The sequence below is a fragment of the Pseudomonas sp. RT6P73 genome, from assembly GCF_054897715.1.
The window spans coordinates 5,133,995-5,148,825 of record NZ_JBUBUV010000002.1; the positions used below are offsets into that span (position 1 = coordinate 5,133,995).

A 14,831-nucleotide genomic window follows, 5' to 3' on the forward strand; every position below is an offset into this window, starting at 1 on the left:
AATGATGCAACCTTGCCGCAGGCAACAGTAAAGAGGGCGAGAGCCCGGCGCGATCAGCACATTCGAAGCGAGTTTCCCTCAATGAAAAGCCAACCCGATGCCGCCAGCCGTATGGTGGCCGAGGTAGTGACGCAATTGCCTGTGCCCTCGCGGCTCGGCATGCTGCGTTTCGAACGGCTGAATGAAGCTAGCTGGGCGCTCCTGTTTCTCGATCCCAATTGCGAACGACAGTTTGGTCTGCCAGCCGTGGAGCTTTGTGCCCTGGTCGATTCACCTTACGCCAGCCTGATGGAGCCCGAAGCGCGCTATCAACTGCACGACGCGATTCAGCAACAACTCAGCGACAGCCCGCATTACTTGATCCGCTACAACCTGCACACCGCCAAAGGCTCCCTGAGTCTGCTCGAATTGGGCGAAGCCTACCGCCAACACAATCGCCACCTGCTGCGCGGTTACCTGATGGTCGTGGACGGCTTGTTCGACGGTGAACCGCTGCTGCCGTCGCTGGACCTGGAAACCCAGAATTCGCGCCTGCAAATCGCCCTGGAGCTCAATCAGCGCGCCCAGCTAGAACAACTTCAGCACCTGGACCGGGTGCGCGCCCAGCAAGACTTGATCCTGCTGCTGACCCGCCAGCGCTACAGCACCAATAATTCCCTGCAAGAAGCCGCCGAACTGATCACCCGCAGCGCCTGCGATATCTACGAAATCGACTGCGCCAGCCTGTGGAACCTCGAAAATTCGATGCTGGTGCCGATCTCGGCCTATCACCGCGCCTCCGGGGAATACCAACTACCGGATCCGATCGACGTCAGCGGCTTTCCGGATTACCTCGACGCCTTGCACAGCAGCCGCGCCATCGACGCCCACAACGCCATGCGCGACCCGCGCACCCGGGAAATGGCCGAGAGCCTGCGCCCGCGCGATGTGAACGCGATGCTCGACGCCAGTATCCGCGTCGACGGCCAGGTGGTCGGCGTGCTGTGCCTGGAACAGACCGGCGCGACCCGCGCCTGGCAGTCCGACGAAATCGCCTTCGCCGGCGAGCTGGCCGACCAGTTCGCCCAAGTCATCAACAACCACAACCGCCGCACCGCCACCAGCGCCCTGCACTTGTTCCAGCGTGCGGTCGAGCAAAGCGCCAACGCCTTTTTGCTGGTCAATTGCGATGGCGTGGTGGAATACGTCAACCCGAGCTTCACGGCGATCACCCAGTACAGCACCGAAGAAGTCCACGGCCAGCGGCTGTCGGAACTGCCGGCGCTGGAAAACCTCAGCGAGCTGCTGTTCGACGCGCCCTCGGCGCTGGCCAAGAGCAACAGCTGGCAGGGCGAGTTCAAGAGCCGCCGTAAAAACCTCGAACCCTACTGGGGCCAGTTGTCGATTTCCAAGGTGTATGGCGACAACCGTGAGCTGACGCATTACATCGGCATCTACGAAGACATTACCCAGACCAAACTCGCCCAGCAGCGCATCGAGCGCCTGGCCTACACCGACAACCTGACCAACCTCGGCAACCGCCCGGCGTTCATCCGCAACCTCGACGAACGCTTCGCCCGAGACAGCGACACGCCGATCAGCCTGTTGCTGGTGGACATCGACAACTTCAAGCGCATCAACGACAGCCTCGGCCACCAGACCGGCGACAAACTGCTAATCAGCCTGGCCCGCCGTCTGCGTAATAGCTTGAGCCCGAGCGGCAGCCTGGCGCGGTTTGCCAGTAATGAATTCGCCGTGCTGCTGGACAACACCGACCTCGCGATGGGCCAGCAAGTCGCCAACCAATTGCTGGCGACCCTCGACAAGCCGATGTTCGTCGACAACCAGCTGATCAGCGTCACCGGCTCCGTGGGCCTGGCCTGCGCGCCGCTGCACGGTCGCGATCCACAGACCCTGATGCGTAACGCCGGCCTGGCGCTGCACAAGGCCAAGGCCAACGGCAAACACCAGGTCCAGGTGTTCACCGAAGCGCTGAACGCCGAAGCCAGCTACAAACTGTTCGTCGAGAACAACCTGCGCCGCGCCCTGACCCAGAACGAGCTGGACGTGTTCTATCAGCCCAAACTGTGCCTGCGCAGCGGTCGCCTGCTGGGCATGGAAGCGCTGCTGCGCTGGAACCATCCGGAAAAAGGCATGATCCGCCCGGACCAGTTCATCAGCGTCGCCGAAGAAACCGGGTTGATCATCCCGATCGGCAAATGGATCGCCCGCCAGGCCTGCCGCATGAGCAAGGACCTGAGCGCCGCTGGCCTGGGCAATCTTCAGGTGGCGATCAACTTGTCGCCCAAGCAGTTCTCCGACCCGGACCTGGTGGCGTCCATCGCCAACATCCTCAAGGAAGAAGCGCTGCCGGCGAACCTGCTGGAGCTGGAGCTGACCGAAGGCCTGCTGCTGGAAGCTACCGAAGACACCCACTTGCAACTCGATCAACTCAAGCGCCTGGGCCTGACCCTGGCCATGGATGACTTCGGCACCGGTTACTCGTCGCTCAGTTACCTGAAAAAATTCCCGATCGACATCATCAAGATCGATCGAAGCTTCATCCACGAAATCCCGGACAACCAGGACGACATGGAAATCACCTCCGCAGTGATCGCCATGGCCCACAACCTGAAACTCAAGGTCGTGGCTGAAGGCATCGAAACCGCTGAGCAGTTGGCCTTCCTGCGTCGTCACCGCTGCGATGTCGGCCAGGGCTACCTGTTCGACCGGCCAATCCCCGGCGCCGAGCTGATCGAAAAGCTCAAGCGGTACCCACGCGGCCCGCTCGTCTGACAAGACACTGCAATCCCCTGTGCCCCTCCAATCCCTGTGGCGAGGGGGCTTGCCCCCGTTGGGCTGCGAAGCAGCCCCAAAATCCCTGATGTACAAAAGATCTTGTGAGTGCTACGCACTCAAACGGGGGCAAGCCCCCTCGCCACAGTTCGCTCCCACACAGGGGTAGTGCGTAACCGTCCCGCATTGTGCAAACTGCGTGTCTGACAATTTACATTCAAACTGACTGAGAGGACTGATCATGGTTCTGCGCTCGGAAATCCTGGTGAACAAAAACGTGCTCCCTACCAAAGAACAAGCTCTGCCTGGCCGCGAATCCCCCATGACCGTGCCGGAAAAACACTTCGTCCACGACGCCCCGCTGCTGGGCCCGTTTGCGATGGACGTGGATTTCGCGATCTTCGGCCTGGGCTGCTTCTGGGGTGCGGAACGCAAGTTCTGGCAACGTGAAGGCGTGGTCAGCACGGCGGTGGGTTACGCCGGCGGCTTTACGCCAAACCCGACGTACGAAGAAGTCTGCTCCGGCCTGACCGGCCACAGCGAAGTGGTGCTGGTGGTCTACGAGCCGGCAAAAGTCAGCTACGAAGAACTGCTGAAGATGTTCTGGGAATTGCACAACCCGACGCAAGGCATGCGTCAGGGCAATGACATCGGCACGCAGTATCGCTCGGTGATCTATGCGACCAACCCGACGCAACTGGACGCGGCCAAGGCCAGCGAGAAAGTGTTCCAGGCCGAATTGACCAAGGCCGGGAAAGGCGAAATCACCACTGAAATCGACGAAGCGCCGACGTTCTACTTCGCCGAGGCGTATCACCAGCAGTACCTGGCGAAGAACCCTGAAGGGTATTGCGGGATTGGCGGTACGGGCGTTACCTGCCCGATCTAGCGACAGCTATAAGCGGCAAGCTCCAAGTGAAAAGCCTGCGCTCACGCTTTTACTTGCAGCTTGCCGCTTGAAACTTGCCGCTGCTACTCAGCAATCAACCAATCCATCTGCCACCCACCCTGGGTCTGCCCAAGCTTCTTGGACAACCACGGCAGCAACTCACGCAATTCCTCTTCCAGCCCCCACGGCGGATTTGCAATCGCTAACCCCGACCCGTTCAAGCTATTCGGCGTATCCAGCGGATGCACCAACAACTCCACGCGCAACAACTTCGGCGCGCCCGAGCCCGCCAAATCCTGATAAAACCGCCGCAACATGCGCTGGTCCTTCACCGGGTACCAGATCGCAGCCACGGTTTGGCGCATCCGGCCAATCGCCTCTTTCAGCGACGCCGCACAACGCTGCATCTCATCGAGCTGCTCGAACGGCGGATCAATCAACATCACCGCCCGCTTCTCCTGCACCGGCAACATCGCACGCGGCACATGCCAGCCTTCGCCCAGATGCACCTTCACCCGACGGTCGCCGGCCATATTGTCCTTGAGCAACACACCGTCTTCCGGATGCTTCTCGTTAAGCATCACCCGATCCTGCGGCCGCGTCAGACGCCGCGCCAATTCCGGCGACCCCGGGTAATAGCGCAACTGGCCATCCGGGTTCATGTCGTGCAGCACCTTCATGTAATCGGCGGTCAGCGCTGGCAGATCCGGCTGATCCCACAACCGCGCAATGCCTTCCAGGTACTCACCGGTTCGGCTCGCCTGGTCGCCCTGCAAGTCATACAGACCAATGCCGGCGTGAGTGTCGAGATAGGCAAACGGCTGCTCCTTGCGCGACATCAGGGCGATGAGGCGGGTCAAAGTCAGGTGTTTGAACACATCGGCGTGATTGCCGGCATGGAAGGCGTGACGATAATTCATGATTGCTCCTGCGAAGGCCGGGAAGTTTACCTTGTACGGGGCTGAACGTCAGGGGTGGCAGCCGAGCGGCCAGACGAAAATCCGCTGGCGAGTGCGCTTGCGACCGGCACATACTCCTGACCCACCGAGCGACACACTCACCCCAACCAATGACAGGGAGTCAAAAACCGATGCGAATTCTATGTTCTGCGTTTGTTTATTTACTGTCGGCAAGCCACGCTTTTGCTGACGACGCGCACATTGCAGAGGCACGTCAATCCTTAAAAAATTACGGGTTTAGCCATTGCATCCTCAAGCACTTTAAAGAGAAGTCCGAGTTAGAAGCAGACATCGGGCGATCGGCGGGTGCTTATTCCTTCATGGGTAACGGCATGCATACCGTGATTCAGGATGAAGACACCTTGAAGGTCATACATGACCCTTACATGGATACCCAAGCCTACGTAATTAATGCTTATGACCACACTTCATCTGTCAGCAAATATGCGGACAAAAAGCTGGTAATGCATGGATGCTTGAACGTTTATAACTCGCCGGCGTTTGACGCCTTCATCAAGACCCAGGATCAATTCATTACCGAATAAGCTTCTGAAAACCCTCCGTTCACGTCAGATTAGTGCTGAACAGACTGAGATCCAGATTTTTCAAACACTGATAATAAAACTCCGAGCTACAGCTGACTTGGTCATGTCTGAAATCAAGTGTCTGCTTATAAAGTGACTGAATCGCGGGATCCTTGATGGATCGCATACTGTCCAGGACAAGACAGATTTCATAAATCTTATCCTCCCGCTCCTCGTTCATACGCCGATAGTCTTCTCTCGACATAATTCCAAGAAAACGAGAAGAATGAAAAGGTAGACCCGCGTTATTTCTGAACATCCAGAGAAACGTCTTTGCCAGCAAGTCAACAAAATATAGCCGTGCCAGACAGGCAGGATCAGCGGCAAAATCCAGCAGACCTTTGACGCCGAAAAATTCAAAGACTGCGATTTCAAAGCGTGCCGCATCGCCATCATCGCCACTTTCATAGGCATCGATGACGATATCGCTGTAGGCCCATTCTTCGATTAACGCCCGTGTTAGCTGTTGACCCGACATACCTACCCTCTTGTTTCAGGAAACGACTTTTAACGCGCCGTTCTGTGTTTCAGCCACACCGCCAACTTCGAGTCCGACACCGATGTGACGTAGAGCGTCACGGGCTGCATTCCCACGCAGGAGCGTGGGAACGATCATTCTGCGACGTTACTCCGAAGGCCGAGCCCGCAACCGCCGCCCAATCACATCCAGCACATCACAGCCATCGCGCAACGGGATGGCGCAGAGCAAAGAGAAATCACTGAGAATGAACGACTCACACTCGACCGAACCGCGCATGGACAGGTTTTCAAGCACCTGGGTGACGGCGCGGATTCGATAGCTGGCAGCGTCATATAAAACATCGAGCGGCGCGTGAGTGTCGACGAACAGCGTGGGCATGTCGTTGCAGTTGCCGGTGAGGGCCATGAAGCGGTTATCGGGGTGGGGGATTGGTTTTTCGTAAGGAGGATCTGGCGTTAGCGTCGTCATTTGTAAATTCCATGAGTATGAAAATGAGCTGCCAAACGCCCCCTCCTACAGGTTTGGGTGGCAGCCATGCGCAGGAGTAGGAGTACCGATCACTCATGAACCTCGGCCACGCCGAAGCGTGTCCCGCGCACAGCCGCCGCAAACGATCATATGGACACGAGTTAAGTGCCGCAATCAAACGACAGATCTGTTGCATCATGAGAGAGGGCTCCTACACCCTGCCACCACTTGCGCAGTGACAGCCAAAGACTATCCCTGCAACCCATCGCCCACCAGTTCATGGAAGCCGCCACAACTTGAAGGAAATTTCCGATTAACTTGCCCGGAAATTTCGTAATAGTTACGTGAACCTTAAACAATACTTAAACATTCTGTAGTGTTGGCAATTGGCATTGAGAATGCCGACACGTGGAATTCCAGAATGACAGGCACCACCTTTTCCATCACCAGTTGGCCCGATCTTCAAGGCTCGCTAAAAGAAGATCTTCCTTCCAAGTCTCCTGAGCCAAAATATAGACATCTTGAAGAAATCCACGGGGATCTTCCAATGCATACCACTCGCCACGCGGCCAACTCCCTGCCTCTTCTTCATCTATATCAAACAAACTCTGAAAATCATAAGACGCATCGCTTAGCTTTTCCGCTAGAAAATCCAGCAGCACGAGCTTATGTCGATAGGACAGATAACCTAAATTCAAGCTGTATCTTTTGATCAGCTCCGCTCTGTCAAAGCGATCATTAGGATTAAATATTTCCAGTTCTGCCCCCCGAGTTTCTTCGCGATCATAAACATCAAAAACGCCAATAAACCACATCAAATCAGGTTGAAATTCTTCATTTGAAAATGGATCTCGCAACATCATTTTCTCTCCGAAGGAAAAGCAGTAAAAGGCCGCAGCAAATTATCCTTATCAAACTTAACTTCAAACCAATTCAGATCTTCATTTAGTGTTGGGTTACGAGCGTCTTTCTTGTTCGGTTTATAACCACGCCCGGCCCCAGGAAGCTCCATCCTTACGATCGGATTTTTATTTTGGTCCTTCCCTGTATGCGGGCTCAAACCTAACGCTTCCCTTGTCATAGCTTTATTCAATGCTCCCAAATGCATACGCCAGTTTCTGAATTGAGAGCTCAAGTTCCCTCTGGCACCTTTCGGAACCTCACCGGTATGAGGATCGGCCCCATTAACTGCTCGTTGTTTGAGCGCTTGGTCAGATATTTCTGAGCTGTGTTTTTTGACTGTGTGCATATCATATTTTGCTTCCATTTCTTCAACACGCCGCTTCGCATTCGCCTCAGCCAACTCATCAATCCGCGCCCTCCGCTGATCACCCGTCAGCCTCGGCAGCGCCGGCTCACCCTCATCAACCTTAACCCCAGTCGTATCATCCGGCGCCTCACACCCGGCCTTACCCGACTGCGGGCAATTCCCGCTCAACCCCAACGGATCAACCCACCCCGTCGGATTCGGCGTGTACTGGTACTGGTTCAGCCCACCCGCCAACTTCACCGGGTCCGGCGTCAGGTACCGGCCTACCTCCGGATCATAGTACCGATGCCGGTTGTAGTGCAGGCCGCTCTCGGCATCAAAGTACTGCCCCTGAAACCGCAACGGTTGCTCAAGCTGCTCTCCCCCGCCGAACGTCTGGCGAGTGACTTTGCCATAGGCGTTGTACTTCGCCGACCAGACAATCTCGCCACCAAAATCGGTCAGTTCCTGCGGCGTGCCGAGGTGGTCGAGTTGGTAGTAGAACGGGCAGGCCTTGCGCGGGCCTTTGCCGTCGAGCATGGCCAGGGGGCGGAAGCTGCCGGGTTCGTAGAGGTAGCTGCGGTAGTGCTCGCGGCTGCTTTCGGCGATGAGGTTGTCGCCTTGCCAGAAGAACTCGGTGGTGTTGCCGTCGACGGTTTTGGCGATGCGGCGGCCGAAGGCGTCGTAGCGATAACTCGCATTGCTTCCGTCCGGGGTCGTGACGCCGACCAATCGGTGCTGGCAGTCGTAGCGGTATTCGGTGACCAGTTTTTGCGCGGTGCCGCGGCGTTCACGAACCAGATTGCCGAAGGCGTCGTAGTCGTAATGCCGGTCGCCTTGCATTAGCAGGCGATTGCCTTTAACGGTCGCCAATCCCGGCCGGTCCTGCATCAGCAGGTTGCCGGCCGGGTCGTGGGCGAAGGTTTCCGGTGGGTCGTCGCGGGTGTGGCGGACGCGGGTCAGGCGGTTGAGCGGGTCGTAGTAATAGCTGCGCTGGCCCTGGCGGCTGTCGGCGATGGTCGCGAGGTTGCCGTTGACCGCGTAGCCGTAATGGCGCATGTACAGCGGTCGGGTTTGCTGGTTGATCGCGTGGGCTTGCAGTCGGCCCTGTTCGTCGTAGTGGTAGTGGCTGGTGAGCTGGCCTTGCTGGCGTTGTTGTTCGCGACCGAAGGCAAATTGGTGGGTGGTGAGCCGCGCGCCATTGAGGTCGATCGCGGTCAGCGCCCCGCCCTTGACGTGGTGGTAATCGAGTTTGCTGCCGTCCGGTAGGCGCAGACGATTGAGTTGGCCGCAGGCGTCGTAGCCGTAGCGCAACGTACCCCAGCCTTGGTGCTCGGTGATCAGGCGATCCTGTTGGTCGTACTCGAATTCCAATGGATGGTCGTAGCCGTCATCGACGCCGATCAGTCGGCCGAGGGTGTCGTAGCGGTATTCGACCTTGATGCCGTCTGGCAGGGTTTTGATCAGCAGTCGGCCGGCGGTATCGCGCTCGTATTGCGTGACGAGCTGCGAACCGTCGTCGCCGAACTCGGTTTTTTCCAGCAGATGACCGTTGAGGTCGTAGGCGTACGCGGTGCGCTGGCCGTCGAAGCCGGTTTCCTGTCGGATCAATCCGCCGGGCGTGTAGTCCAGGCGATATTTTTCGCCGGATTCATTTTCGATCTCGGTAAGAAGCAGCTGCGCGCTGTCGTAGCGATACTTCAGCTGGGTGCCGTCGGCATTGAGGCGGCGACTGACCAGGTGCAGATCGTCGAGGTATTCGTAGCGCGTAACGCGGCCCAGCTCATCGCGTTCGGCGGTGATTTTTCCGTAGGCGTTGTAGCTGTAACCGCGAACGGCTCCGTTCGGCAGCGTCGTCTGGATCAGTCGGCCAACGGCATCCCATTGCGACTTGGTGACCGCACCATGTTCGTCCTGGCGGGTGATCTGCCGCCCCAGCGCATCGTAGGAAAACCGCCGTACTCCACCGTCAGGCAGCGTCTCTTCGACCAGTTGCCCCAAACCATTCCAGACGAACACATGCCGACTGCTGTCCGGGTAACGGATCGACAGCAGCTGACCTTTTTCGTCGTAGTGATAGTGGGTGATTTGGCCGTCGGGGTCGCTCGCTTCGGTGATGTCGCCCTGGGCATTGCGCTGAAACTTCCAGACGGCTTTGCCGCGATAGCGCGCGTGCAGGAAACCGTTGCGGTACTCGTAGGACGTTGGTTCGCCTTCAGGCGGAATCAGCGCCACAAGCCGTCCGACTTCGTCGTAACGGTATTCAGTGACGGCGCCGAGCGGGTTCTGCTCGGCAATCAGCCGGCCTTCATCGTCGTAGGCCTTGAGCTGTTCACCGCCGTCCAGTTCGACCTTGCGCACCAGCCGCGCCCGCTCGTCGTGGACGTAAACCTCTTTGCTGCCGTCGAGGTTGTGCACGGTGACACTGCCGGCATCATCCCAGACGTAGCACGCATCCATCTGCGCAAACGACGCCCAATGGCGGACGCAGCGCGCCGCTATGCCGGACCGTTCCCACGCCCAGAAGAAACTCGCCCCACCGGCCAGTTGTCGCTGGAGAATGACGTGCCGATCGTCGTAGTCGTAACGCTCACTTTCGCCAGCGGCGTTGGTGGCTTCGATGAGTCGGGCGCGTTCGTCGTAGCGGTAACAGACCAGTGTTTGCTCGGTCTGCCAGGCTTCTTCGAGGGTTTGAGCCGGAACGAAAACCTGATAGTCGACGGCGACCAGATGACTGCGCTCATAGCGCAGCAGCAAGGCGCGGCCAGCGCCGTTGTCGAGGCGCTGGATGCGGTCCTGGCGGTCGCGGGCGATGCGCAGTCGGTTATCGTAAGCGTCGCTGATCGTTGTAAGAAAACCGTTATGAAAGTGGTAGAACCGTGCCTCGTCGCCGGCCTGGGCGAGGATCAGTTCTTCGGGTTCATTGCCGAGGTAAATCGCGGCGCGCGAGAGGCTGTTGTGGATCGCCGGACGCTCGCTGCTCGGTAACGGGAAAGCGGTGCGACGGTTTTCGTGGTCGATCCAGATGACGGTGTCGTCGTCGATTTCCAGCCGATGAGATAACGAATGGCTCCAGCCGAATCCGAGGCCGGCATCGATCTCGGCGGCGCTGGTGCGATAGAGCCGGGTGAAATCGAACGGCAGGATGCCGTCCAGCGAACCGTCGGTGAGGGTCAGCAGTTCTTCGCCGGTGACCATCGATACCGGACATTTGTTGGTGGCGGTTTTATCGACGGAATCGGCGCTGTCGCCGTTGGGGTTTGTGGCCTGCTTTGAGGCGTCGTCGTGGTGTTCGTTTTGCTTGAGCGTGGTGTTGCGTTTGGCATCCCAACGCAATTGCATGCGACCTTTTTTCAGACCCGCCGCCACACCGCGTGCGGCCACTTTTTTGTAGCGATCCACGTAAGTAATGAAGCTGTTGACGATGTTGAAGATGGCTTTGACGAAACCCACAACAGCGTCGACGATTCGGGCGCCATAGTTGGCAAGGCGCATACCCAAATAGGCAATGCCTGCACCTGCACCCGCAAAAGTCAGAACTACCCCGATCAGAATATCGATGAGTAGTTGCACTACGACGGTTGAAACCGCTTCGGCCGTTTTGCCGGCAATTTCGCTGGGGGGCAGCATTTCCAACCAAAGGCTGGCCGTACGCAGCAACAGGCAAAGGGCTGCTTCATCACTGACCAGCAGTTGGACCTTTTCCATCGTTGCCGGGAATTTCTCTGCCAGCTCGGACAGTTGGGCAGCACCGCTACCCAAGCGACCAACGAACTTGCCAGGATCCTGAAGAATGTCCGACAGCAGGCTGATGCTGTCCCACACGCCAATGACAGCAGCCCAACTTCCCGCGAGTATTCCGTTACCAGCGGCAGCAAACGCCGACTGCGACCATTGCGGCTTGAACCCCTCCCACTCCGTGCGCAGCCAACCTTCCAGCTCTGAGGTCAGGCCATCGTAAGAGGCAAAGAGATCCTTGATTTGTGCCGGGGTCACTTCGCTCTGAACATGGACGCGATAGAACTTGCCCGGCGTGCCTTCGAACTGTCCTTTACCATTTTTATCGAGCCTGACAGGCTTGCTTTCACCGCCATCAACGGCAATCACATCAACCGAAATATTCCCCAGTGGAATGTCATAGACCGATTCAAACTTGCTCTCGATCTCCAGAATTCCATTTGCCGGACACTGCGCAACACTGGAGAAAAAATCATCGTCAGCACTGCTCACCGCCGTCGTGGTGTTGCCGAGTTTTACAAGCCGCTCCATGTCCATCAGCGACGGCATGTCCGCAGCCCTGCTGACCCTGTCCGCATTCCGACTCAAAAAGCCGGCAAGTTGCTGGCGATACAAACTCAGCGTGTCTTTAAAACCGTCGAGCTCCTGCTCGATGCGCAAAATCTGATCCATCAGTTCAGCTCCGCCATCAGGTAATCCACCAAGTCTTGTTTCGGTGCTTGAGGCAGATCCGGCGTCTGCAAAAAGATCGCGACCTTGTGGCGCAATACGTGCTCTGAAAGCGCCTCAAAAAGATCAGGACGGTTCTCACTCAACCACTTCATCAAGTTGTTGATACGGGTTGTCGCGGACTCGGTGGCGAGTTCTTCGAGCAGCGAATCAGAAACCTCCCACCATGGAAAAACCCTGGCAGTTTTCAACGCACTGCCGCCGATATCGAGCGGCTGCCCATTGATCAAACAGCGATCAATCACCGGCATTAATTGCGTGGCGTTAACGTCGGCGGACTGAAGAATCGGCAGCAAATAACGCCCATCCCAGAAGCGAAAAAACACCGCTTTACCGTTGGGCAATAGCACTTGAGTGAGGCTGCGCAGATGCTCGACCAGCGCTTCTTGAGAAGCAGAAGAAACCGCCAGCCAACCCCAGTCACGGGACTCGGTCGTCGCGACCCACTCCAGAAACTCACTGCCAGCGGCGACGATTCCGACATAGGGCATCACCGGTTCCCACTCGGCGTAGGCCGTGTCGGCCCAGATCGGACTCGGCGCTTGTGCTGTGGTCGCGTGTTGCCAGGCGTTGAACGGCTGCGCAGCACTGGCATTGCCGAAAATCGCAAACAACTGCTCGCCAGGTTTGAGCAGCTGGCGTTCCAGCCAGACGTGGGGTGACAAGCGATCAGGCTGCACAGACACCGTCCTTGCAGCGCTCGCATTCTTCGCAGAACGGCGCGTCGCTTTGCAGACTCATGATCTGTGCGGCGCTCAGCAGCGCTGCTGGTGCGGCGACGAGCTTCAATGGTGTATTAGGCGACACAGGCACAGCGGTCATCGCCGGCATCAGCGCGCCGCCGACCTGAATCGGCACGCTGCTGAAAATCCCGCCGGGACCGATGTTGATCCACTGCCCGCCCGCCTGGATCGTCGCGCTGGCGCCGCCGTCGATCACCACTTGCTGACCGGCGCTGACATGGAATTGCTGACTGGCGTTGAGCGCCTGACTGTTCACGCGGATGTGCCGATCACCCATCACCACCAAGTGATCGTCGAGCTTCACTTCGGCCTGGCGTTGACCGTGGGTAATGCGCTGCTCGTCGGCCTTCAATTCATGGCGAGCGGTGCCGGTGACGACGATGCTGCGGGCGTTATCGACCTGCACCTGTTGATCATTCAACACATGCTGAGTCCAGTTTCGCTGGGCACGCAGGTAGATTTCCTCGGCGCCTTTGCGATCCTCGATGCGCAATTCGTTGTAACCGCCGCCTCCTGGACTACTCTGGCTGCGGAAAATACTGCGGGTTTTGTCGGCGGGCAGATCCAGCGGTACTGGTGTTGCGGCGTTTGGCAGGCAACCCATCACCAGCGGCTTGTCGGCATCGGCGTCGATGAACCCCACCAGCACTTCCATGCCGACTCGTGGTATCAGCACGCTGCCGTAATGGTCGTGGGCCCAGCCAGTGGCGACCCGCAGCCAGCAACTGGAATGTTCGTTGAGCTGACCGTCGCGGTCCCAGGCGAGCTGGACCTTGACCCGACCGAACTCGTCGCAATGGATTTCGCTGTCAACCGGACCGGTGACCACGGCAGGTTGGTAACCGAGCATGCGTGGCTTTTCCGGTCCTAGCGGTGGACGAAACGAAACGTCCCACGGCGTCGCCAGAAAAGTATTGCGATAGCCCTGGAAATCATCCGGGTCGTCGCTGGTGGCCGACTCCTCCAGCACTTGCGGCTGTCGGCCACGGTGTTCGATGCCGGTGATCAGCCACAGATCGTTCCACGCCTGACGCGGGTGCTCGGCGAGCTGCAGGAAATGTCCGCAGACCAAGGCAGAATCGTCGCCACGACCTTCGGCCTGGCGGAAGTCCGCGTTGTGCCGTTCCAGCGCTCGTTGCGTCAGTTGTTTGCCATGCTCGCGATCAGTGAATTGACCGGGAAAGTGGTAATCCTCCAGCACCGGGCGCTGTTCGCTGTCGACCCGACTCTCAAGGGAAAGACGAGGTTTCTGGAAGTCGTAATTGCGACGGGTGACCGCCGTGGTACGGGTCTCCAGGCGTACGTTGAAACGCTTGATGGCCGGCGCATCCGCCGCCATTCCGCTGCCCGGCAGGTACAGCGTCGGCTCGGGCAGACGCGGGAACACCGTTTGATCGTCACCGAACACCAGCAGATGCCCGTCGGGGCTGTGCTGGAAGTGGTAATGAATGCCGATCTCGGCACACAGCCGCTGGATAAACGCGAGGTCGTTTTCGGCGTACTGCACGCAGTACTCGCGCGGTGAGTAGTCGCTGCCGAGTTGAAATTCGAACGCATCGCGCTGGATGCCATGGTCCTTGAAAACCTGCGCAATGATCGCCGGCACGCTTTTGTGCTGGAAGATCCGCTGATTGATGCGCTGACCGAGGTAGGCCAGCCGCGGTACGAGGCTGATTTGGTAGCCCGTCAGACGTTTCCCGGAGTCGCTTTGACCGACACGAAAGATCTGACCGTGTATGCCGCAACCTTGCGCATCGAAACTCAGAAAGGCCTGACGATGCAGCAGGCTTTCGAGCTCGATGTCCGGCCGTTCGCTGACCAGTTCCAGGTCAAAGCGGTAGGGTTGGCTGATGGCTTCCGTGCCCGTGAACTCAAGCACCTTGAGCTCATTCTGGACGCCGTCGATCGTCAACGTGAAACGCGGTTGATTGGCAGGAGCGAACATCCGATGTGTCTCTGCAGAATGAAGGCGGGCGATTCTGCATGAGCGACAAGGGGTGTTGAGGGAGGGACAGGAAAATCAGATTTGCCCTACTTTTTTAGAGATTTATCCTTCAAAAATATGGGTGTTTGGCTACAGACATTTCCCACAAAAGTAGTGTGTTACAGCTGATGGCCTCTTCGCGGGCAAGCCTCGCTCCTACAGGATTTGTGATTCTGTAGGAGCGAGGCTTGCCCGCGAAGGGGCCATCAAAAACACCAAACCTTCCCGCAAA

Annotated in this window: 10 protein-coding genes; 3 read left to right on the plus strand and 7 right to left on the minus strand. The window is 57.9% G+C overall.

What is annotated here, in order from left to right:
* Nucleotides 1-81: 81 nt before the first annotated feature.
* Both ACYZT6_RS23790 and msrA read left to right on the plus strand, forming a co-directional pair.
* The gene (locus ACYZT6_RS23790) at nucleotides 82-2,775 is read left to right on the plus strand and encodes a sensor domain-containing phosphodiesterase (protein ID WP_462028871.1); all 2,694 of its coding nucleotides are present in this window, start codon (nucleotides 82-84) and stop codon (nucleotides 2,773-2,775) included.
* A 241-nt stretch (nucleotides 2,776-3,016) separates the two neighbouring features.
* Complete coding sequence (gene msrA, locus ACYZT6_RS23795; protein WP_461983788.1) at nucleotides 3,017-3,664, plus strand: peptide-methionine (S)-S-oxide reductase MsrA; 648 nt, start codon at nucleotides 3,017-3,019, stop codon at nucleotides 3,662-3,664.
* 83 nt (nucleotides 3,665-3,747) lie between these two features.
* Here the strand turns inward: msrA and ACYZT6_RS23800 are convergent, their stop codons facing one another.
* Nucleotides 3,748-4,584, minus strand: coding sequence for a 23S rRNA (adenine(2030)-N(6))-methyltransferase RlmJ (locus ACYZT6_RS23800; RefSeq protein WP_462028872.1), 837 nt, complete (start codon nucleotides 4,582-4,584; stop codon nucleotides 3,748-3,750).
* Between the two features lie 170 nt (nucleotides 4,585-4,754).
* Between ACYZT6_RS23800 and ACYZT6_RS23805 the strand changes: the two genes are divergently transcribed.
* The gene (locus ACYZT6_RS23805) at nucleotides 4,755-5,168 is read left to right on the plus strand and encodes a hypothetical protein (RefSeq protein WP_462028873.1); all 414 of its coding nucleotides are present in this window, start codon (nucleotides 4,755-4,757) and stop codon (nucleotides 5,166-5,168) included.
* Nucleotides 5,169-5,187: 19 nt separating this feature from the next.
* Here the strand turns inward: ACYZT6_RS23805 and ACYZT6_RS23810 are convergent, their stop codons facing one another.
* The 6 genes from ACYZT6_RS23810 to ACYZT6_RS23835 form a co-directional block, all read right to left on the minus strand.
* Nucleotides 5,188-5,685 (minus strand): hypothetical protein, encoded by a 498-nt coding sequence (locus ACYZT6_RS23810; RefSeq protein ID WP_462028874.1) that lies wholly within the window; start codon nucleotides 5,683-5,685, stop codon nucleotides 5,188-5,190.
* Nucleotides 5,686-5,832: 147 nt separating this feature from the next.
* Nucleotides 5,833-6,156 carry a hypothetical protein gene (locus ACYZT6_RS23815; RefSeq protein ID WP_462028875.1) on the minus strand — a complete coding sequence of 108 codons (324 nt, stop codon included), beginning with the start codon at nucleotides 6,154-6,156 and terminating at the stop codon, nucleotides 5,833-5,835.
* A gap of 443 nt (nucleotides 6,157-6,599) precedes the next feature.
* A complete protein-coding gene (locus ACYZT6_RS23820) occupies nucleotides 6,600-7,019 on the minus strand; it encodes a hypothetical protein (protein ID WP_462028876.1) in 420 nt (139 codons plus the stop codon).
* On the minus strand, nucleotides 7,016-11,815 hold the full coding sequence (locus tag ACYZT6_RS23825) for an RHS repeat-associated core domain-containing protein (protein WP_462028877.1): 4,800 nt from the start codon (nucleotides 11,813-11,815) through the stop codon (nucleotides 7,016-7,018). Before ACYZT6_RS23825 ends, ACYZT6_RS23820 begins: the two co-directional genes overlap by 4 nt.
* A complete protein-coding gene (locus ACYZT6_RS23830; protein ID WP_462028878.1) occupies nucleotides 11,815-12,552 on the minus strand; it encodes a DUF4123 domain-containing protein in 738 nt (245 codons plus the stop codon). Before ACYZT6_RS23830 ends, ACYZT6_RS23825 begins: the two co-directional genes overlap by 1 nt.
* Nucleotides 12,542-14,560 carry a type VI secretion system Vgr family protein gene (locus ACYZT6_RS23835; protein WP_462028879.1) on the minus strand — a complete coding sequence of 673 codons (2,019 nt, stop codon included), beginning with the start codon at nucleotides 14,558-14,560 and terminating at the stop codon, nucleotides 12,542-12,544. The genes ACYZT6_RS23830 and ACYZT6_RS23835 overlap by 11 nt, the downstream gene beginning before the upstream one ends.
* Nucleotides 14,561-14,831: the final 271 nt, after the last annotated feature.

Coding starts and splice junctions, on each gene's coding strand:
- ACYZT6_RS23790 (WP_462028871.1), top strand. CDS start 82: ATGAAAAGCCAACCCGATGCCGCCAGCCGTATGGTGGCCGAGGTAGTG.
- msrA (WP_461983788.1), top strand. CDS start 3,017: ATGGTTCTGCGCTCGGAAATCCTGGTGAACAAAAACGTGCTCCCTACC.
- ACYZT6_RS23800 (WP_462028872.1), bottom strand. CDS start 4,584: ATGAATTATCGTCACGCCTTCCATGCCGGCAATCACGCCGATGTGTTC.
- ACYZT6_RS23805 (WP_462028873.1), top strand. CDS start 4,755: ATGCGAATTCTATGTTCTGCGTTTGTTTATTTACTGTCGGCAAGCCAC.
- ACYZT6_RS23810 (WP_462028874.1), bottom strand. CDS start 5,685: ATGTCGGGTCAACAGCTAACACGGGCGTTAATCGAAGAATGGGCCTAC.
- ACYZT6_RS23815 (WP_462028875.1), bottom strand. CDS start 6,156: ATGACGACGCTAACGCCAGATCCTCCTTACGAAAAACCAATCCCCCAC.
- ACYZT6_RS23820 (WP_462028876.1), bottom strand. CDS start 7,019: ATGATGTTGCGAGATCCATTTTCAAATGAAGAATTTCAACCTGATTTG.
- ACYZT6_RS23825 (WP_462028877.1), bottom strand. CDS start 11,815: ATGGATCAGATTTTGCGCATCGAGCAGGAGCTCGACGGTTTTAAAGAC.
- ACYZT6_RS23835 (WP_462028879.1), bottom strand. CDS start 14,560: ATGTTCGCTCCTGCCAATCAACCGCGTTTCACGTTGACGATCGACGGC.